At 72.4% G+C, this 20,196-nt stretch carries 19 protein-coding genes; 9 read left to right on the top strand and 10 right to left on the bottom strand.

The window, feature by feature from the left end:
- The first annotated feature begins 1 nt into the window (after window position 1).
- From C229_RS0104000 to C229_RS0104015, 4 genes are all read left to right on the top strand, one after another.
- Window positions 2-991 (top strand): branched-chain amino acid ABC transporter permease, encoded by a 990-nt coding sequence (locus tag C229_RS0104000; protein WP_018653788.1) that lies wholly within the window; start codon window positions 2-4, stop codon window positions 989-991.
- Entirely contained in the window at window positions 988-1,701 is a 714-nt protein-coding gene (locus C229_RS0104005; RefSeq protein WP_018653789.1) for an ABC transporter ATP-binding protein, read from the top strand. Before C229_RS0104000 ends, C229_RS0104005 begins: the two co-directional genes overlap by 4 nt.
- 2 nt (window positions 1,702-1,703) lie before the next feature.
- Entirely contained in the window at window positions 1,704-2,411 is a 708-nt protein-coding gene (locus C229_RS0104010; protein WP_018653790.1) for an ABC transporter ATP-binding protein, read from the top strand.
- Between the two features lie 208 nt (window positions 2,412-2,619).
- A complete protein-coding gene (locus C229_RS0104015; protein WP_018653791.1) occupies window positions 2,620-3,876 on the top strand; it encodes a M14 family metallopeptidase in 1,257 nt (418 codons plus the stop codon).
- Window positions 3,877-3,933: 57 nt separating this feature from the next.
- Here C229_RS0104015 and C229_RS0104020 read toward each other — a convergent pair whose 3' ends face one another.
- Window positions 3,934-4,764: a poly(ethylene terephthalate) hydrolase family protein gene (locus C229_RS0104020; protein ID WP_018653792.1), complete on the bottom strand. Its 831-nt coding sequence runs from the start codon at window positions 4,762-4,764 to the stop codon at window positions 3,934-3,936.
- Between the two features lie 360 nt (window positions 4,765-5,124).
- Here C229_RS0104020 and C229_RS0104025 point away from each other — a divergent pair, with 360 nt between their 5' ends.
- Window positions 5,125-6,366 (top strand): L-tyrosine/L-tryptophan isonitrile synthase family protein, encoded by a 1,242-nt coding sequence (locus C229_RS0104025; protein WP_018653793.1) that lies wholly within the window; start codon window positions 5,125-5,127, stop codon window positions 6,364-6,366.
- 189 nt (window positions 6,367-6,555) lie between these two features.
- Window positions 6,556-6,984, top strand: a complete 429-nt coding sequence (locus C229_RS0104030; RefSeq protein ID WP_018653794.1) for a cupin domain-containing protein — start codon at window positions 6,556-6,558, stop codon at window positions 6,982-6,984.
- On the opposite strand, the gene C229_RS0104035 is transcribed toward C229_RS0104030, so the two are convergent.
- Window positions 6,918-7,892 (bottom strand): hypothetical protein, encoded by a 975-nt coding sequence (locus C229_RS0104035; protein WP_155884583.1) that lies wholly within the window; start codon window positions 7,890-7,892, stop codon window positions 6,918-6,920. The two genes, C229_RS0104030 and C229_RS0104035, sit on opposite strands and share 67 nt — an antisense overlap.
- A gap of 110 nt (window positions 7,893-8,002) precedes the next feature.
- Between C229_RS0104035 and C229_RS0104040 the strand changes: the two genes are divergently transcribed.
- Window positions 8,003-8,626, top strand: a complete 624-nt coding sequence (locus C229_RS0104040; RefSeq protein WP_018653796.1) for an alpha-ketoglutarate-dependent dioxygenase AlkB — start codon at window positions 8,003-8,005, stop codon at window positions 8,624-8,626.
- A gap of 305 nt (window positions 8,627-8,931) precedes the next feature.
- Window positions 8,932-9,762, top strand: coding sequence for an arylamine N-acetyltransferase family protein (locus tag C229_RS0104045; RefSeq protein ID WP_018653797.1), 831 nt, complete (start codon window positions 8,932-8,934; stop codon window positions 9,760-9,762).
- Between the two features lie 113 nt (window positions 9,763-9,875).
- On the opposite strand, the gene C229_RS33370 is transcribed toward C229_RS0104045, so the two are convergent.
- The gene (locus C229_RS33370) at window positions 9,876-10,073 is read right to left on the bottom strand and encodes a DUF397 domain-containing protein (RefSeq protein WP_081639713.1); all 198 of its coding nucleotides are present in this window, start codon (window positions 10,071-10,073) and stop codon (window positions 9,876-9,878) included.
- A 248-nt stretch (window positions 10,074-10,321) separates the two neighbouring features.
- A complete protein-coding gene (locus C229_RS0104050; protein WP_018653798.1) occupies window positions 10,322-11,194 on the bottom strand; it encodes a helix-turn-helix domain-containing protein in 873 nt (290 codons plus the stop codon).
- Between the two features lie 840 nt (window positions 11,195-12,034).
- On the opposite strand from C229_RS0104050, the gene C229_RS32575 reads away from it, so the two are divergent.
- Window positions 12,035-13,285: a cyclic nucleotide-binding domain-containing protein gene (locus tag C229_RS32575; RefSeq protein WP_018653800.1), complete on the top strand. Its 1,251-nt coding sequence runs from the start codon at window positions 12,035-12,037 to the stop codon at window positions 13,283-13,285.
- A 15-nt stretch (window positions 13,286-13,300) separates the two neighbouring features.
- Here the strand turns inward: C229_RS32575 and C229_RS0104065 are convergent, their stop codons facing one another.
- The 6 genes from C229_RS0104065 to C229_RS29325 form a co-directional block, all read right to left on the bottom strand.
- On the bottom strand, window positions 13,301-14,605 hold the full coding sequence (locus C229_RS0104065) for a sensor histidine kinase (protein WP_018653801.1): 1,305 nt from the start codon (window positions 14,603-14,605) through the stop codon (window positions 13,301-13,303).
- Between the two features lie 140 nt (window positions 14,606-14,745).
- The gene (locus C229_RS0104070; protein WP_018653802.1) at window positions 14,746-16,461 is read right to left on the bottom strand and encodes an adenylate/guanylate cyclase domain-containing protein; all 1,716 of its coding nucleotides are present in this window, start codon (window positions 16,459-16,461) and stop codon (window positions 14,746-14,748) included.
- Between the two features lie 114 nt (window positions 16,462-16,575).
- A complete protein-coding gene (locus C229_RS0104075) occupies window positions 16,576-17,394 on the bottom strand; it encodes a heme ABC transporter ATP-binding protein (protein WP_018653803.1) in 819 nt (272 codons plus the stop codon).
- The gene (locus C229_RS0104080) at window positions 17,391-18,458 is read right to left on the bottom strand and encodes a FecCD family ABC transporter permease (protein WP_018653804.1); all 1,068 of its coding nucleotides are present in this window, start codon (window positions 18,456-18,458) and stop codon (window positions 17,391-17,393) included. The genes C229_RS0104075 and C229_RS0104080 overlap by 4 nt, the downstream gene beginning before the upstream one ends.
- The gene (locus C229_RS0104085; protein ID WP_240487065.1) at window positions 18,455-19,480 is read right to left on the bottom strand and encodes a heme/hemin ABC transporter substrate-binding protein; all 1,026 of its coding nucleotides are present in this window, start codon (window positions 19,478-19,480) and stop codon (window positions 18,455-18,457) included. The genes C229_RS0104080 and C229_RS0104085 overlap by 4 nt, the downstream gene beginning before the upstream one ends.
- A complete protein-coding gene (locus C229_RS29325; RefSeq protein ID WP_051108857.1) occupies window positions 19,477-20,082 on the bottom strand; it encodes a hypothetical protein in 606 nt (201 codons plus the stop codon). Before C229_RS29325 ends, C229_RS0104085 begins: the two co-directional genes overlap by 4 nt.
- Window positions 20,083-20,196: the final 114 nt, after the last annotated feature.

A 20,196-nucleotide genomic window follows, 5' to 3' on the forward strand; every position in this document is an offset into this window, starting at 1 on the left:
CATGCGCGCCTCTCCGCTCGTGCGGCACGGCGCGGTCGCGGCGGGACTCGTCGCGCTCAGCGTCGTCGCCTACCTGCTGCTGGCCGGGGTCCAGGGGGACCGGGGGCAGGTCGTCCTGCTCGTCGTCGTGTGGACGATCGCGCTCACCGGCCTCAACCTGATCATGGGGTTGGGCGGCTACCCCAGCCTCGCCCACGTGGCGTTCTTCGCCGGAGGCGCCTACCTGTCGGCGTACTTCCTGGAGCGCGGCTGGCCGATGGCGCTCGGCGCCGCGCTCGCCGTCGGGCTGACGATGCTCGGCGGGCTCGTCGTCGCGCTGGTGTTCAGCCGGACGCGCGGCCAGTACTTCGCCATCGGCACGATGTTCTGCACGGCGGTCGTGTACCTCGTGCTCACCAACGCCACCGGCTTCACCGGCGGCCCCAACGGCAAGCCCGTCGACCTCGGGTTCTCGATGACGGCGACGCTCGTGCTGCTCGCCGCGTCCGTCGGGCTCGGCCTCGGCGCGTTCTACGTCCTCGCCCGGACCCGTTTCGGGGACCGGCTGCGGGCGATCCGCGAGGACGAGGACCTGGCGCGGCACGTCGGCGTGCCCACCGCGCGCGTGAAGCTCGTCGCGATGGTGCTCTCGTCGGGGTTCGGCGCCTGGGCCGGAGTGCTGTTCGCGCAGTACAACGGCGTGATCGCGCCGTCGCAGTTCACGTTCGTGCAGAGCTTCCTCATGCTCGTCGCGATCGGGCTCGGCGGCGCGGGACGGCTGCTCGCGCCGCTCGTCGGGAGCGCGATCGTCATCGGGTTCACCCAGCTCATCAAGCTCGGGCCCGGCGTCAGCCAGATCGTGCTCGGCGTGCTGTTCATCCTGGTCACGCTGCTGGTCCCCGGCGGCGTCCTGGGCGGTCTGGCGCAGCTCGCGCGGCGGCTGCGCCGCACTCCCCCGGCGGCCGAGACGGAACGTTCCACCCCCGTCCGTGTGAAGGAGGCCGCCTCGTGACGGCTCTGCTGACCGTCGACCGCGTCGTCAAGCGCTACGGCGGGCTCGCCGCCGTGGACGGGGTGTCGTTCACCCTCGGCGCCGGCGACGTCCTCGGCCTCATCGGCCCCAACGGCTCGGGCAAGACGACCCTGCTCGGCATCCTCGCCGGAACCCACGACCCCACGTCGGGCACCGTCACGCTCGACGGACGGGTCTGCTCGGGGCGCGGCGCGCACCGCGCCGTCCACGCCGGGATCGCCCGCACCTTCCAGACGACCCGGCTGTTCGGCGGCTGGACGCTGCGCGAGGCGCTGCGGCTGGCCCGCCGGGAGAACCGCCGTCCGGCGGACGTCGCCTCCGACGAGCGGATCGCCGCGCTGCTGGCGCTGGACGGGCTGCTCGACCGGCCGTGCACGTCGCTGACCAGCGCGGCGCAGCGGCTCGCGATGATCGCGCTGGCGCTCGCGACCGGACCGCGCGTGCTGCTGCTGGACGAACCCGCCGTCGGCATGGACACCGCCGAGTCCGCCGCGCTGGCGCGGGCGGTGCGGGACGTCGCCGACGACCTCGGCGTCGCCGTCGTCGTCGTGGACCACAACATGCACTTCCTCATGCCGCTGGCCGACAGCGTGCTCGTCATGGCGTCCGGGACCGTCCTGGCGACCGGCACCCCGGCGCAGATCCGCGCCGACGAGGCGGTCATCGCCTCCTACCTGGGAGAGACCTGACCATGCTCACCGTCTCCGGCCTCACCATCGCGTTCGGCGCGACCGTCGCCGTCCGCGACGTCGCGCTGACCGCCGCGCCCGGTACCGTCACCGGCATCCTCGGCGCCAACGGCGCGGGCAAGACGACGACCCTGCTCGGCATCCTGCACCGCGTCCCGCGCCGGACCGGCACGGTCGTCCTGGACGGCCGCGACGTCACCGGCCACGACACCGGGGCCCTCGTGCGGGCGGGCATCGCGCTGTGCCCGCAGAACCGGCGGCTGTTCCCGAACATGTCGATCGCGGACAACCTGCTGCTCGGCGCGTACGGGCACGGCCGCGCCGTCCGCCGGGAGCGGCTGGCGCGCACCTACGAGCGGTTCGGGTGGATGCGCGAGCGCGCGGACGAACCGGCCGGGCGGCTCAGCGGCGGCCAGCAGCAGGCCGTCGCGATCGCCCGCGCGCTGATGTCCGAACCTCGGCTGCTGCTGCTCGACGAACCGTCCAGCGGCCTGTCCCCCGTCGCCGTCCAGGAGATCGCCGGCCTGCTCGCCGAGATCACCGCCGACGGCACCGCGCTGCTCCTCGTCGAGCAGAACGTGGGCCTCGTCCGGCGGCTGTGCTCGACGGCCCACATCCTCGCCCACGGCCGCGTCACCGGCGCGGGCCCCGTCTCCGAGCTGCTCACCGACGACACCGTCTCCGACGCCTATCTCGGCACGCTCACCTGACGGGGTCCGTCATCGTTCTCCGGCCGGTGAAATTTCAGTGGCGGGGCGGGCCGCGATGGACGGCGCGGCGGGGAAAGGGCCGTCCACCTGCGGGCGGGGTGTTCGAATAGCGGCTTGAAGGCCATTTTGACGGTTATTGCCGGGTTTCTCCGGAGGCGTCATGGTTGCGGCAGCTCGCACACCTCGCGAACGGTAGGTGACCCCGCCCATGGTGAAGCCCTCAAGACCGCTCGGCGTCGTTCTGGCGCTACTCCTCCCCGTCCTGCTCGCCCTCACGGTCACGGCTCCGGCGCGGGCCGCCGCGCCGGGCACCGCCGCGAAGCAGTACCTGGTCAGCGGCCCCGCGACGGCGGGGCAGCGCACCGCCGTCGCCCGCACCGGCGCGGCGATCGACGCCGTGCGCCCGGACGGGACGCTGGAGGTCAGCGCCATCCCGTCCGAGATCGCGGCGATCAGGAAGCTCGGCCACACCGTCACGGTGCTGGCGGCGCCGAAGCCGTCCGCGACGGCGGCGGCGACGTCGTACCACACGTTCGCCGAGATGCAGGCGTCGCTGAACGCCACCGTCGCGGCCTATCCGCAGATCGCGCGGAAGGTCGTCATCGGCCAGTCGTACCAGGGCCGCGACATCGTCGGCGTGAAGATCAGCGACAACGTGGCGACCGACGAGAACGAGCCCGAGGCGCTCTACATCGCCAACATCCACGCCCGCGAACGCCTCACCGCCGAGACGGCGCTCGACCTCATCGCCACCCTGACGCAGGGCTACGCCGGGAACACCCGGATCAGGGACCTGGTCAACACGCGGGAGATCTGGATCTTCCCGATGGTCAACCCCGACGGCCAGGTGTACGACATGACGTCCGACACCCAGCCGGGCCGGATGTGGCGCAAGAACCGGCAGCCCGCCGCCGTCGACCTGAACCGCAACTTCCCCTACCGGTGGGGCTGCTGCGGCGGCTCGTCCGGCAACAGCGGCAGCGAGACCTACCGCGGCCCCAGCGCCGAGTCCGCGCCCGAGACCAGGGTGCTGACGAACTTCGTGCGGAGCCGCGTCGTCGGCGGACGCCAGCAGATCAAGGTGTTCCTGGACATCCACTCCTACGGGAACCTGGTGCTGTGGCCGTTCGGCTACACCTACAGCGACACCGTCCCGGGCGCGCTGTCGGCCGACGAGGAGGCCACGCACCGGACCATCGGGCGGCAGCTCGCGGCGAGCAACGGGTTCACGCCCCAGCAGGCCAGCGACCTGTACATCACCGACGGCACGACCGACGACTGGACGTGGGGTGACCAGCGCATCTTCTCGTTCACGTTCGAGCTCGGCGGCGGCGGCTTCTATCCGGCGCCGTCCCGCATCGACGCCCTGGTCGCGGGTGTCCGCGACTCCCTGCTCAGGATGACCGAGTACGCCGACTGCCCCTACCGGGCCATCGGCAAGCAGGCCCAGTACTGCTCGGCCTGACCGGCCGGAAAGGGGCGTTCTCCCGGAAGGAGAGAACGCCCCTTTCGCTGCGGAGTGCTACCCCGCGAACGTCACGAACTTCGCGTTGCGCTGCCATGCCGACAGCAGCGCGGTGTCGGTGCAGTAGCCGCACGACGGCCCGCCGAACATGGCGCGGGCGCCCGCGTCGCCGCGGAGGACGAAGTACAGCCAAGCGGTGGAGATACCCCGGAACGGGCCGCCGTTGCCGGTGGGCGCGAGGTGGTCGGCGCCCCGCAGCTCGCCGTAGGCGGCGGGCCGGTTGGACGAGGCGTTGTAGTCACCGCGCACCCAGCCCGGCTGGACGACCTTGTCGTTCTGACCGGCCAGGTAGAGGGTCGGCTTGGTGACCGCCCCCGGGTTGGCGAGCGGGCCCGGCTGGATGGGCAGGACGGCGTCGACCCGCGCGTCGGACGCGGCGTTGAGCGAGCCCGCGCCGCCCTGCGAGTGTCCGGCCGAGACGACGCGTCCGAGGTCCACCTTCTGGTGGTACGGGCTGGACGCCGTGGAGTTGCGGGTGGCGAGCACGTCCAGGCCCTCGCGCATCTCGGCGCCGTCGTTGGCCGCCGTGGTCTTGGCGGCGGCGACGATGAACCCGTGTCCGGCCCAGTGCCGCAGCAGCCCGTCGTAGGCGGCCGGCCGCGCCCCCGTCCCGTTCCCCCAGATCACCACGGGGAACTTCGTGCGGCCGTTGCCCAGGTCGGCCGGGCGGTAGAGGCGGTGGTTCGGGGCGTCGTCCACCTTGACCTTGTGCGGGCCGGCCTGCGCCCACGGCACGGGGGCGGCGCCGGCGGCCGGGGCGGTGGCGACGGCGCCCGCGACGGCGAGCGGAGCGAGGACGAGTGCGGTGCGGCGAAGGCGTCGGGACATGGGAGCTCCTCCGGGTAGCTGCGCGACGGTTCCACGCAGGCATCGCCGATTATTGAACGGGCGCCCTCCGAAGTCATGGTGAGGTCCACTGAGGTTCCTCCGATTCGGTTGTGGAACCGTCCAATGTCGTTACCCCCGACCGTCGTCGCAGATTTTGCCAAGAGTTTTGACTCGTGTTACTGGTTTGATACCGGCCGCAGGCGATGGGCGGCGATCTCCGCGACCGCGCAGGTCTGCGAGCATTTTTCGCAATAGAGGCTTAATCGGTTGGCATGGGGTACCGGTCGTGACCGATGTCAGGTGTTGTGGCGGCGGACGGCGGCCACGACTTGGGGTTCGCGCGTAAAGGAGAATCCGGCCGTGGCCGAAACCTTCATCGATCCTCTCACCGCGACCGAGGACACTTCCTACCGGGCACCGGAGCGGGTGAATCCGGACTTCATCTATATGAGCCCGACCGTCCTGGAACGGTCGGACTTCGTGGCGAGCGACGACTACGAAGACCCGATGGAACCGCGCATCATCGAAAAGCCCGACTACGCCGGATACCGCGCCGCCGCGCTCGCGGCGGCGGACGACTTCGTCGAGCGGATGCGCACCAAGGTGGACCGCGCCGAGGGCACCTTCGAGAAGGTGTTCCTGATGATGCACGCCAATCACTACCGGGCCGGAACGCGCAAGCAGTCCCGCGTCGACGACAGCCGCGAGGCGTTCGCGGCCGTCATGCAGCCGCACATCGACGCCGGAACGCCGCTGGAGTTCGTCCTTCCGGCGTTCCCGTTCAAGCTCGCGAACCCGTTCAAGGTCGCGCGCCGCGAACCCGACATGGCCGAGATTCTCTGCCTGTCGCGCATGTACGAGATCGCGCAGGTCATCGCGTCGGTCCACCCGCCCGGCGCCCGGTTCCACCTCGTCTCCGACGGCGTCGCCTACGGGCCCCTGTTCGGCGTCACCCAGGCCGAGGCCCGGCTGTACCGCGACCGCTGCCGCGAGATGATCGACGCGATGGGGTACGGTGACGCGCTCGCCATCACCGACCTCCAGGACCTCATCGACGCGCGCATGCCCGAGTTCGAGACCGTCCGCACCTCACTCGACCCGGCGCTGCGGCGCTGGTGGAAGGACAACACCGACGACCTGCGGCGCGCCAGCATTCTGAGCAGCGCCGCCGCGAACATCAACCTCTCCCAGGGAATCACCCACGATCTGCTGCGCATCGCGCTGGACGACATTCTCATCGGCCCCGAGGACGACAAGGCCCTGGACAATCTGCGCCGGGTGCGCTCCAGCATTCTGGGCCGCACCGAAGAGGCGGCGTACCAGTTCGTCCTGCTGCTTTACACGATGCGCGAGGCCAATGTCCTGAACGACGCCTTCCCGCGCGCGATCCGCGCCACCGTGCACCCCAAGCCGGGCCAGTGGTCCCCGCATCTCGTCAATCGCGCGAGCAAGGTCTTCCCGTGGCAGGGCATCGCCGTCGACGAGGGCGAGAAGGGCTGGCGAACCCGCTACGAATTCGACGCCCAACAGCGCGGCCACCGTCCCGTCCACCTCCGAGACGACCCCTGCCCCTTCTACTACGAAACCACCGAAGAAGCCTGACGGAACCCGGCGGGGCCGTTCATACGACGGTCCAGGGCGGCCCCGCCGGGACCGGGCCACGCCGAAGACCTTCGCCCCGGGCGTCACGTTCTCGCGGTGCCTCCGCCGGTCGAATGCGGCCAGGTGCGGTCACGTGGCCGGGCTTGATCAAGAGGATGGGTAGGGAGGGCGTGACGGGAGGAGGCATCCATGCTGCGGCTGCTGAGCTGGGCCGTCTTCGCCACGGCCTTCGGGGTGACGTTGACCGCCGGTCCCACCGGCGCGTACGCCGGTTCGACCGGTGTCACCGCGCGGACCCTCGCGCGGACGACGATCGGGAGCCGCGACCTCGTCCTGCGCGAGATCGTCATCGAGCCCGGCGGCAGCACCGGCTGGCACTACCACGACGGAACGCTGACGGCCCTCGTGAAGGAGGGCACCCTCACCCGCACCCTCGCCGACTGCACCACGCTGACCCACCCGCGCGGCACCGTCGTCGAGGAGCCGAGCGGCGCCGCCCACCCGCACGAAGGCCGCAACCTCGGCCCGCGCCCCGTCGTCCTGCACGCCCTCTACACCGTTCCCCGCGGCCTCCCCTTGGCCCGCGAAGCACCCGCCCCCTCCTGCGCCGAAACCTGAACACGGGTGCGGCGAGCGTAGGCGCGGGCGGCCACGGCCAGGCCGAGGCCCCACACGAGGTAGGCGGGGACGGAGATCCAGAAGAACGCCTCGGGAAGGTCGAGGCCGCCCTCGGGCGGGAACGGGTCGCGGCCGTTGAGGCGCTCCCAGATCATCAGCAGCGTCATGAGCCCGAAGTAGACGACGAGTCCGGCGGACACCGCCGTCGCGGGCCACAGCGGCAACCGGCGCGGAACCGGACGTCCCGCCGCGAACGGCACCCAGCGCGGCCACACCCGCCCCCACCGGTGCACCAGGGACAGCGGCAGCAGCAGGCCGCCGAGCAGGAACCCGGCCTCGAACACGATCACCGAGGTGTTCGACGGGAGCGGCGTCGCGTCGAGACCGACCCACGCCTGCGCGCCGATCCGCGTCAGGCAGCCCGCCACCGCGAGGTACGCCGCCGCGTAGGCCCGGCCCGGGGTGCGCGCGAGGGCGCCCGCCGGCCGCCGGCGCGCGCGTTCCAGCGTCACCCGCCCGACGAGCAGCCCGGCCCCGGCGCAGACGGCACGGCTCAACGCGCCCACCGGACGGAACTCGATCCCGAGTCCCGGCAGGATCGCCGCGACGACGTCGAGCAGGAGCAGCGCGGACGCCGCCAGCAGCGCCGCCGCCACCGCCCACCCCGCCGCCACGACGACGCGTCCCCGCAGCCGCGCGAGCGCCACCACCACGCCGAACGCCGCCGCGCACAGCCCGCACCCCCACCACCCGGAGAACACGACGAGATCCCCGCCGGTCGCCGACATGTCCGACGGCGCCCCGGAGACCTGCCACACCAGGCGCACCACCGCGTACGCGGCGATCCAGGCGAGGGCGAGCGGCACGAAGCGCGTCCGCGACGCCGGGGACCGCAGAGAAGTAGCCATACGAGGAATCTCGCCGGAAACCCCGGGCCATCCCTCCCCCTTTCGTCCCGGCCCGATCCCCCGCATGGGGGATCGAACATACGTTTGACCACGCGGGTAGGTTGGACGGCATGAGCGTCGGTTTCCAGGCGTCGTTGCTCGATGACGACGGTGCGAGCGGTCCCGGTCCGCTGGCCGTCCGCAGGACGGTGCTCGGCGACGGGGCCTGGGTCGACCGGTGCCCCGGGTGGATGCGGGGCGCGGACGCGCTGTTCGAGCGGCTGCTGGACGACGTGCCGTGGCACGACGAGCGGCGCCGCATGTACGACCGCGTCGTCGCGGTGCCGCGCCGCCTGGCGTTCTACCGCCGGGGCGAGACCCTGCCCGACCCGGCGCTGACCGAGGCGAAGGCGCGGCTGGACGCGCACTACGCCGCCGAACTCGGTGAGCCGTTCACCACGGCGGGCCTCTGCCTGTACCGCGACCACCGCGACAGCGTCGCCTGGCACGGCGACCGCTACGGCCGGGGCGCCACCGAGGACACGATGGTCGCGATCGTGTCGCTGGGCACGCCGCGTCCGCTGCTGCTGCGTCCGCACTCGGGTGGCCCGGCGCTGCGGTTCGACGTGGGGCACGGCGACCTGCTGGTGATGGGCGGGAGCTGCCAGCGCACCTGGGAGCACGCGATCCCGAAGAGCACGCGGCCGTGCGGGCCGCGCATCAGCGTGCAGTTCCGTCCGCACGACGTGCGCTGAGACGGCGCGAGGGTGCTGCGCCATCCGCACGTACGCGCGTTCGACGTCGACGGTGGTCAGCGTGCCGGTGCGGTGGATCGGTCCACCGCGCCCGGCGCGGGCCGGAGTCCCCGGGGGTCGGTGAGGGGCTCCGGCGACGAGCGCCGGGCGCGGCGGGCCGCTGCGACTTGCCGCACCCCCATCCTTGCCTGGGGAAAAGATCGTTAACCGGCGCTTGGAAGAATTCCACCCGTGTGATCTGGCGTTATGCAACTTTCATGCGGGAAGTTGACCTCGACCGCGCTTGAGTTCGTAGCGTACCGACCATGAACGACGACCATCGCTGGCGCGGCGAAGCCCTCGACCTGCGCGCCTATCTGTCCCGGACCGGCGCGGACGCGCCCGCGCGGCCGGACGTCGCCGCCCTGCACGCCCTGCACCGCGCCCACGTCCTGAACATCCCGTTCGAGAACCTGGAGATCGTCCTCGGGCGGCCGATCGTGCTGGACGTCGAGGCGCTCCAGGACAAGATGGTGCGCCGACGACGCGGCGGATACTGCTACGAGCACGCCTCACTGTTCGCGGCGGCGCTGGAGCGGCTGGGCTACGGCGTCTCCGGCATCAGCGGCCGGGTGAGCATGGGCGCGCCGGGCCTGCGTCCGGCCACGCACGCACTCCTGCGCGTGACGACCGACGAGGACGAGCGCGTCTGGATCTGCGACGTCGGCTTCGGCACGTCGCCGCTCACCCCGGTCGAACTGCGCGACGGCGCGGAGGCCGCCCGGGACGGCCGCCGCCTCCGGCTCGCCCGGGGCGAGGACCCGGCGGGCGCGCCGCTCTGGACGATGCACGAGCAGAACCGGGACGGCTGGGTCGACAACTACACGTTCACCCCGAACCCGCAGTACCGGGTGGACTGGACGGTCGGCAACCACTACGTCTCGACCAGCCCCCACTCCCCGTTCACCGCGCGCCCGATCGCACACCGGCGCCTGACCGACGAGGACCGGAGACTGAGCGGCACGACACTGACGATCACGCACCCGGACGGCTCGGCACAACGACGGGAGCTGACCACGGCCGAGCGTCCGGAGGTACTGGCGGAGCAGTTCGGAATCGTCCTGGACGCAGAGGACGCGAAGCGGCTGGCGGGATAGCCGCGCCGGTCCGGGACCTTGCGGCACCGGCCCGGCGGCGGCAAGCCGGTGAGGCGGTCATGGCCGGGGAGCGCAGCGGCGGGGAGCGGAGAAAGAGCAGCTTGGGCGTTCGGTCAGTTCCGTTCGTCGATGTGTTCGAGCAGCGCCCGCCAGCCGAGAACGGAGAACCGGAGGAATCCCCCAGCGTGGTCATGCGAATCACGGACCAGGACCGCGCTGCTGTACAACGCGACTTCGACGCAATCTTTGTCTTCGCTTCGCTGAGACTTACGCCATGGCAGTGCAGCGATACTTTTCATCTCATCGGTCATGCAACGACCCTCCATCCGACGGTGGCGGGCCCTGCTATGCGATGGATTCGGTTGAGGTCATCCAGCGAGCCCGTTGCCGAGCAGGGCACAACGAACCACGACCTTGTGGATGATTTCCGCTCCCGAGTGTAAACGGTCGATGTTCTTCCGCCTACACGGGCACCACAAGATCAGATGACCAGAGCGCCGACCGAACGGCCGGGAGGGTCTCAGCCTCGGCGCGCCCCCCTTTCGTCGGCGACCACCGGTCAGTCCATGAGTTCTTCGGCGGCGGAGCGCAGAAGTTCGATGGACTCGGCGGCGGACAGCGAGATCTCCAGCAGGTCCTCAAAGGCGTCGCGGTAGTCGATGACGCCCGACTCCTCGCCGAAGCTCATGCCACTACCGGTGCGGCCGCCCTCCTGGTAGAGCGCGTCGCCGAGGCCGCTCTCGAACTCCAGCAGAGTGAACGATCCACGAAGACCGACGTGCGAACCGATCGAGAACGGGATGATGCGGACAGTGACGAGGTCATCCGCCTCGCACGCATCCGCGACGTGACGGAGCTGTTCGGGCATGATTGCCGGATCGACGGCGATACCGACATGGCGGCGGATCACCGCCTCGTCAATGATGTGGTAGCGGCGCGGCGGATTCTCCCGCTCGGCCATGCGACGCTGCCGCTCCATGCGCAGCTTCACGACAGGGCCGACGCGCAGCGCGTTGACCCGGCCGGTCGCGATGATCTCGGCGTACTCGCGCGTCTGGAGCATCCCCGGAATCACCGTGAGCTGGTAGTCGCGAATGAACGACGCACCGGCCTCGTAGCCGATGTAGTTGATGTAGACGTCCGAGGTCTCGCCCCGGTACTGGTTCCACCAGGCCGGTTCGCGCGCCCCCCGCGCCAGCGCCTGCAAACGCTCCTGCCGGCTCTCCGCCGTCACGTCGTACTGCTGCAAGAGAGCCTGGAGGTCGGTGCGGGAGATGGCGTTCTTGCCGCCCTCGACGCGGATGAGCTTGGACGGACTCCATTCCAGGCGTCTGGCCACCTGCTCCTGCGTCAGGCCCTTCTCCTTGCGGAGGCTGACGAGTTCCGTGCGCAGCAGCGCACTCTGGACGACGGGGCCCTGGTCAGTGCTCATCTTCGCTCGCTTGGGTCGATGGAAGGGTCGGCCGCTGCGGGGCGCCACCTGCCCGGACGCCACCTGCTGCGGTGCCACGTGCACCGGTGCGACCTCTTGAAGTGACAGGTGTCATCCCGCCGGTTGGCCGCCTGAGACGAGGCAGTCCGCCGCGTGCGGAGGTACGGGCGGGCGCTGAACAAGCCCGCAACGGCGTCCCCCGCGCATACGGCCATACGACGAACCTAGCATGACGGTACGTGTCGTTCGGCCAACTACCCAGATGCCACATGGCAGATTACCATCAATCGTACTGCCTCCCGGCAGAAGGCCATGCTATGTTGGTTGCAACTTGACGGACGGTGAAAGTTTCGGGCGGCCGGCACTGCGGCTTCCGGAGCCTCTACCCGGTCCCCGCTCCGGCGGGACGACGAGGAGGTTGGAACGATCGCGACGACACGCACCGAGCCGCCCACGGAAAAGATCCGCCCTCCGGCACCACCCGATCATCGGCTCACCGGCGAGACGATCGGGAACGGAGCGGAGGGCGCGACCACACGAGACCGCTGGACGCTCGCCCGGCCTGCGGGACGACCGGCGATGGCCGTCGCCGCCGACCCGCGCTGACCAGGCGAAACCTTCGAGCGGACTCACCAAGTCTAACCGCGCACGCGCGGGACAGGCCATAGGTGATGTGCCGCCGATTCCCACCCTCCTCGCCCGGGCCGCCCAGCGGAACCAGGCGATCGAGTCGGAGGCCCACTTCGAGACACGGGATCTCGACATGCACACGAAGCTCACGTCCCCGACCGCCCACCAGCCCTCCGTCCGGCCTCCCCACCCCGCATCCGGGAGGCCGGCATGGTGATGCACGAACTGCCGCGCCGTGACGCGTGGGACTCGCTGCCGCCACCCGCCCCACCGCCCGCGCAGGTCGTCCCGGCGCTGCCGGCCCTCAGCGGCCCGGTGGTGTCCCGCACCGCCCAGAACACGACCTTCTGGACGTCGCTCACCCGCGCCGAGCGCCGCGACTTCGTCCGGGTCTCCGACCGCTACTCCGTGCCCGCCGGACGGGTGCTGTGGCGCGAGGGCGCCCCGGCCGACCACGCGCTGCTCATCCGCTCCGGCGAGGTCGAGGTCTGCGTCGGCCGCTACGGCGCCGAGCGCGTCGTCGCCTACCGGCGCGACGGCAGCCTCATCGGAGAGCGTGCCGCGCTGACGTACCGGCGCCGGTCGGCGACGGTCGTCGCCGCGCGCCCGACGAAGTTCTACCGGATCTCCAGCGAGGACTTCCAGGCGTTCCTGGCCGCCCATCCGCGCCTGCTCGACGTCCTGGAGACGCAGGTCTACGAGCGCCTGGTGGAGGCCCCGGCACGGCCCGAGCCGGTCGCCGTCCTGGACGACGAGCACGACCTGCCGACCCGTCCGTATCCTCCGCCCCGCCCGGCCGGGGCCGACCGCGCCGAACCGGCGGGCCGCCGCTCGGCTCGCCCCGCGTTCCGCCACCCGGAGGCACCGGCGGTCCAGCCGCTCGCGCCCACCGGCTGGGCGGACCGCATGTGCTCGGTCGTCTACACCGACGTCGCCGGGTTCGGCGGCGGGCACCGCAGCGACGACGACCGGCTCCGCGTCCGCGCGATCATGTACACGATCCTGCGCCGGGTGTTCGACGCGTCGGACGTCCCGTGGGCGGCCTGCCACCGGGAGGACCGGGGCGACGGCGCGCTGATCGTCGTCCCGCCGGAGATCCCGCCGCGCTCGCTGCTCGACCCGCTGCTCGCCGCCCTCGCGGCCGAGCTGGCCGAGCACAACCACCGGTCGAGCCCGGCCCTGGCCGTCCAGCTCCGGCTGGCGCTGCACGTCGGCCCGGTCACGCCGGACGCGCACGGCGTCTCGGGGCTGGCCATCATCCGCGCGGCCCGGCTGCTGGAGGCCCGGGAGCTGAAGGACCGGATGGCCGCCACCGGAGCCGATCTCGGCTTCATCACCACGTCCTACGTGCATGAGCACGTTCTGACCTCCGAGCACGGCCCGCTGGGCAAGCGCGCGTTCCAGAGCGTGGCGGTGCGGGTGAAGGAGACGGAGGAGCACGGCTGGATGCGCCTCTGGTGAGATTCCGGGGGCGCGTCAGGCGTCGCGCGGGACGCGCAGCACGAAGCGGGCTCCCCGGGGGCTGTCCTCCAGGGTGAGGGTGCCGTTGTGGGCGCGGGCGATCTGGAGGGCGATGGGGAGGCCGAGTCCGGTGCCGTCGGCGTCGCGGTCGCGGCTGTCCTTGAGCCGGGCGAAGCGGCGGAAGACGACCTCGCGGTCGGCGGGGGCGATGCCGGCGCCGTCGTCGCGGACCTCCAGGACGGCGTCGCCGCCGTCGGGGTGGACCAGCACGTCGATGCGGGAGTCGGCGTGCCGTTCGGCGTTGTCGAGGAGGTTGGTGAGCAGCCGGGACAGCCGCAGCCGGTCGCCGTGCACGACGACGCCGGGGACGAGGTCGGGCACGACCGTCTTGGACCGGTCGGTGCGGCCGAGTTCGATGGAGACGAGCGCGGCGAGGTCGACGGGTTCGGACGCGCCGCGCGTGCCGGCGTCGAGCCGGGCGAGCTGGAGCAGGTCGGTGACGATGGCCTGGAGTCGTTCGAGGCTGGCCAGGACGGCGTGCCCGACGTGGTCCCAGTCGGTCTGGTCGGGGGCCAGCAGCGCCTCCTCGACCTGGATGCGGGCGGCGGCGATGGGGCTGCGCAGGTCGTGCGAGGCGTCGGAGGTGAACCGGCGCTGCTGTTCGAGGGCGCCGTCGAGGCGGTCGAGCGTGGCGTTGACGGTTTCGGCCAGGTCGCGGATCTCGTCCCGGTTGGGCGGTACGGGGACGCGGTGTCCGGACGACCGCGCGGTGATCTCGGCGAGTTCGGCGCGGATGCGGGCGACGGGTTCGAGCGTGCGGTCGACGGTGCGCCAGGTGAGCGCGGCGGTGAGCAGCAGCAGGAGCAGTCCCCCGGCGATGAGGGCGAGCAGCAGCGGGACGCTGACGTACCAGGGGACGAACGCGTCGGCGGCGTAGACGGTCCAGTCGCCGTCGTTCTCGTAGACGCGGAACGCGACGACGTTCATGCAGCGGTCGAGCCCGTGGGGCGGGCACATCGCCACGATGTCGTACACGCTGCTCTCGTGCGGGACGAAGTCCGCGATCCGCCCGCGCCCGGCGACGCGGTCGCTGGCGGCGGCGACGTTGCCGCGCGCGTCCACGACCTGGAGCACGGGCGTGCCGTCCGCGAAGAGGCGCCGGGGCAGCCGGTCGCGCTTGATGAGGTGGACGACGCCGAGCGCGGCCGAGATGGTCCGTTCGCGCTCGTAGTGATCGGCGCCGGACCGGACGGCGACCATGATGATGACGGCGACGGCGGAGCAGACCAGCGCCATGATGGTCGTGGTCAGCAGGGTCATCCGAAGCCTGATCGACCAGGTCCGCCGTCCGAGCAATCCGTCTCCTCCCGTGAGTGAGGAAATCACCTGCCGGGCACCGGTGCGGGCACGGCAGGCCAGCGCGGGCCGCAAGAGGCGGCAAAGAAATGGAACCTGGGCCCTCAGACGGGCGTGGGGGCGCGCGATCCGGGGTCGTCCTCCCCGGCGGACGGCTCGGTGCGGCGCCGCCGGGGCAGCCGGGGGACGCGCCGCCGGGTGGGCCGGGACGCGGCGTCCTCGCCGTCGGCGTCGGGCTCGGGGCGGGGCGTGGCGAGCCGGGTGGGGGCGCCGCGTCCGCGCAGGGTGACCGACCGGCCGAGGTCCCACGCGCCGGACTCGGCGGGGTGGGCGTCGTCCAGGAGGCGTCCGGCGGCGAGCACGCGGGCGTCGGCGGTCTTGGCGAGGTCGCTGAGCCGGGCGGCCTCGTTCACCGGATCGCCGATGACTGTGTACTCGAACCGCTGCTCGGCGCCGATGTACCCGGCGACGACCTCCCCGGCGGAGACGCCGACGCCGAAGTCGATCTGCGGCACCTCGGCGCGCAGCCGGGCGGCGAGTTCGCGGGCGGCGCCGAGCGCGCCGCCGGGGGCGTCCTCGATGTCGAGCGGGGCGCCGAAGATCGCGAGCGCGGCGTCGCCCTCGAACTTGTTGATCCAGCCGCCGTGCGCCTCGACGGCGGTGACGACGACGCCGAAGAACCGGTTGAGGAGGGTGACGACGTCGTCGGGGCTGTGGGTCTGGGCGAGGCGGGTGGAGCCGGTGAGGTCGACGAAGAGGACGGCGACGTCGCGGATCTCGCCGCCGAGGCGGATGTCGTCGGTCTCCAGCGCGAGGTCGGCGACCTGTTCGCCGACGTGGCGTCCGAACAGGTCGCGCAGCCGTTCGTGCTGGCCGAGCCCGGTGACCATGTGGTTGAACCCGGCCTGGAGCCGGCCGACCTCGCTGGCGTCGTAGACCTGGATGCGGGCGTCGAGGTCGCCGCGCTCGACGCGGGCCATGCTCTGCCGGAGGGTCTTGATGGGGTCGGCGACGGCCTTGGTGGCCAGGTAGATGACCGATGCGCCGATGACGATGGCGGTGCCGCCGAGCGCGAGGATGGTGACGGCGAGCTGGGTGGCGCTGATGGTGGGGACGGCGAGCGCGGCGATGCCGACGCACATGGCGCCGAGCACGGGGATGACGGTGCCGAGCGCCCAGGCGAGCAGGACGCGGGTGGTGACGCCGGGCAGCCGCACCCGCTTGGACGCGCCGGTGGCCAGGACGAGCGCGGCGGCGGGCCGCAGCAGCCACTCCGACAGCAGGTAGACGATGCCGCAGGTGGTGACGGCGCCGAGCAGGCAGGTGAGGCCGGTCTTGACGCCGAGCCGGACGCTGAACAGCGCGATGTCCAGGGCGGCCCAGCCGATCGCGCCGAGCCCCCAGAGCAGGCCGAGCAGGAGGGTCAGCCGGAGCGGGCCGAGCAGGACGGCGCGTCCCTGCGCGTGGTCGGCGACGCCGCCGTCGCGGACGAGCCGGATGATCGGCCGCCAGAGTTTCAGTCCGGCGGCGGCGGCGAGCGGCCCGGCGATGGCGGGGTAGCTGAGGAACGCGATGGTGTTGACGAGCCGCGCCCGCGCCTGCGTGGCGTCGGTCATCGGCGGGTCGGGGATGACCCACAGCGCGAAGACGAGGACGACGGCGGCGCCGCCGAGGTTGGCGACCGCGACGACGACGAGCAGCACCCACCGGACGCGCACTTCGAGCATCGTGCGCGGGAGGCCGGGCAGTTCCTCCAGCCGTGCCCCGATGTGGCGGGCGAGCGCCTGGTGGTGGCGGTGTGCGATGTGCCTGCTGGTCACCTGTGCGCCTCCAAGGCCGTACGCCGCCCGGCCCGTGGGGGAACGGACGCCGCCAGTATGACCACTCCCGCAGCGGAACGTATACTCACCGGCCTCCCAATTACCCCCTGCGCGTCAGCGGCGCGGCAGCACCAGCGGGCGGCCGGTGCGCGGATGCGCGATGACCTCGATGTCGTACTGGTACACCTCGGTGAGCAGGTCGGCGGCCAAGACGTCCGCCGACGGCCCGCAGGCGGCGAGCCGTCCGTCCGCGAGCAGCGCGACGCGGTCGGCGTAGGCGGCGGCGAGGTCCAGGTCGTGCACGACGACCACCACGGCGTGCCCGCGCGCCGCCTGTTCCTTCGCCACCGCGAACACCAGTTCCTGGTGGCGGATGTCGAGGGCGGCGGTGGGCTCGTCGAGCAGCAGGGTCGCGGCGTCCTGGGCGAGGACGCGGGCGAGCGCGACGCGGGCCTGCTCGCCGCCGGACAGCGCGGTGAACGGCCGCTGCGCGAACGCGGTGACGTCGGTGGCGGCCATGGCGTGCGCGACGGCGTCGTCGTCGGCGTCCTCGGCGGCGGTGCCCGCCCACGGCACGCGGCCCATCCGGACGACGTCGAGGGTCGTGAAGGGGAACGACAGTGTGTGCCGCTGCGGCAGCATCGCGCGGCGCATCGCCAGTTCGCGGGGCGTCCACGCGCCGAGCGGCTTCCCGGCGAGCGCGACCGTGCCCGCGTCCGGGGCGAGGTCGCCGCAGACGGCGGCGAGCAGCGTGGACTTCCCGGCGCCGTTCGGGCCGACGAGCGCGAGGATCTCGCCGTGCACGACGTCGAGGTCGACGCCGTCCAGCACGGGCCGGCCGCCCCGCTCGACGCGCAGCCCGGCGACGCGGACGGCGACGTCCCCGGCGGTGACGGGCCCGGGCTGCCGCACGCGGCGGCGCAGGGTGATCATCCCCAGCCTCCCGAGCGCGTCCGGGTGCGGCGCAGCAGCCAGAAGAAGAACGGCCCGCCGACCAGCGACGTCAGCACGCCGAGCGGCAGTTCCTGGTAGGCGATGGACGTGCGCGCCACGAGGTCGGCGGTGACGAGGATCAGCGCGCCGCCGATCGTCGCGGCGGGGATCAGCACCCGGTGCCCGGGGCCGACGGCCATCCGGATCAGGTGCGGCACGACCAGCCCGACGAACGCGATGATGCCGCTGAACGCGACGGCCGCCGACGTCAGCAGCGCGATGACGACGACGCAGACGAGCCGCAGCCGCTCCACGTCCACGCCGAGCTGCCGGGCGGCGCGCTCGCCGAGCGCCAGCACGTCCAGGCGGCGCGCGCACAGGAACGCGGCGGCGACGCCCGCGAGCGCGCACGGCGCGACGGCGCCGACGGCGGGCCAGGTGGCGCCCGCGAGGCTGCCGAGCTGCCAGGACGTGATCGCGCGCAGCCCGTCGTTGCCGGAGGCGAACATGAGCAGGCCGAGCGCGGCGCCCGCGACGGCGTTGACGGCGATGCCGGTGAGCAGCAGCGTGACGACCTCGGTGCGCCCGTTCGCCCGCGACACGACGTAGACGAGCAGCGTGGTGAGCAGGCCCGCGACGAACGCGGCGAGCACGATCGTCCAGTTGCCCGCGAACGTCAGCCCGAAGACGATCACGGCGGCGGCGCCCACGGCCGCGCCCGACGACACCCCGATCACGCCGGGTTCGGCGAGCGGGTTGCCGAAGACGCCCTGCATGACGGCGCCCGCGCAGCCGAGCGCGGCGCCGGTGACGATCGCGAGCGCGACGCGCGGGAACCGGACGAGCCACAGCGCGTTGTCGCCCTGCGCGGCCTCGGGCACCGGCCCGATGTCGAGCCCGATCCTGTGCAGGATCGACCCGACGACCTGCGCGGGCGGGATGTTGACCTGGCCGAGGGACGCCGCGACGACCGCCATCACGACGAGCCCGGCCGACAGCCCGGCCAGCAGCAGGACCGGGCCGAGCGCGCCGCGCTGCTCGGGCTTGGCGGCGGTCGCCGTCATGCCGCGTCGTCGCAGGTCCGGTAGACCGCCGTGGCCAGCGCCTCGATCGTCTCGCCGGTGCGGGCGCCGAAGTTGAGGATGGTGCCGTCGTCGGCGTCCACGACGCGCCGGTTCTTCCCGGCCGGGGTCTGCGCGATGCCGGGCAGCTTGAGCAGGCCCGCGACGCCGCCGACCGACTTCAGCCCCTCGGACATGACGAGGATGACGTCCGGCGCGGCGTTGATCATGCCTTCGCTGGTGAGCGGGCGGAAGCCGTTCAGGCCCGCGTGCGTGCCCGCGTCCTGCGCGCCGACGGCCTGGATCATCGCGTCCGAACCGGCGCCCCTGCCGCCGATCAGGTAGACGCCGGAGGTGCCGCGCAGGTAGAGGAACGCGACGCGCAGCGGCGTGCCCCGCGCGGGGGCGGTCTTCCTCGCCGCCGCGATCTGCGCGGTGACGCGCGCGTCGAGCCTGGCGCCCGCGTCCTTGACGCCGAGCGCGGCGGCGATGGCGGTGATGTGCTCGCCGATCGCCGGGAGCGTCTGCTCGTCACCGATCATGACGACGGGGATGCCCGCCGCGCGGACCTGGTCGAGCGCCTCGGGCGGGCCGATGCTCTTGTCGGCCAGGACGACGGTCGGGTCCAGCCGCAGGATCGCCTCGGCGGACAGGTCGTGGCCCTGGTTGGTGACCAGCGGGACCTTCGCCGCCGCCGGGAACGTGGTGGACGCGTCGCGGCCCACGACGCGGTCACCGAGGCCGAGGCTGTAGACGATCTCCGCGAGGGAGCCGTAGAGGTTGAGCGCGAGGACGCGGTCGGCGCTCTTGACCGTCACCTTCTTGCCGTCCGCCGACGCGACCGTGGCCGGGAGCTTGGGCACCGGCCTGCCGATGGGTTCGACGTCGCGGTGCGCGACCTTCACCGTGGACGGGCCGCAGGCCGCCGCCGCGTCGTCCGCGCCGGACGCCGTGCCGCCCGTCCCGGCCGCGCATCCGGTCGCGGCCAGCGCGACCGCGACGGCGAGCACCGCGCGACGCCTCACGGCGTCGCCCTGCGCTTGCGCAGCAGGAACACCGCGCCGCCGCCGAGCACCAGGACCGCCGCCGCGCCGCCGATCGCGAGCGGGACGACCGGGAGGCCGTCGCCCTCGAACGTCACCGGGACGCGGACGTCCTGCGTGTGGTCGCCCGCGCGGGTGTGGTCGGAGCGGGTCGCGACGACGCACTTCTCGGTGGCGCAGTCCACCTCGTCGTTGAGCTTGGCCGCGATCTTGATCGTGACGCTGAACGCGCCGCCCTTCTCGTACGGGACGGCGAGGCCCTTGCCGTAGGGCGGCGGGTTGGACGAGATCCACTGCGACCCGCCGGTCTTGCCGCTGGTGTCGGCGCCGCCGCCGCACGGCGACGGGGTCTTGCCGGGGCCGTTGTCCTTGCAGAACGCGACGTAGATGCCCTTGCCCTCGTCGTAGCCGGTGCCCTTTACGGTGAGCGTCGTGCCGGCGGCGTCGAGGCCGGTGGTCCGCGAGACGGTGAGCGTCTGCCCCTTCGGGCCCTTGGCGGACGCCTCGTCGGCGGTGGCGGCGGGGGCCGTGAGGAGGAGGGCGCCCGCGGCACCGAGGAGGGCTAGGGGTGTGAACGCACGCATCTTCCGTCCCGGTCTTCGCGAATTTGTGGCGTTTGTCGACTTTTCAACCGCCGCGAGACAGGTTAGCTTAGCCTTACCTAAGTAGGAAGAGTCGGATCAGCCCATGAAGCACAC

Source organism: Actinomadura flavalba DSM 45200, from assembly GCF_000374305.1.
GTDB classification, from domain to species: Bacteria; Actinomycetota; Actinomycetes; order Streptosporangiales; family Streptosporangiaceae; genus Spirillospora; species Spirillospora flavalba.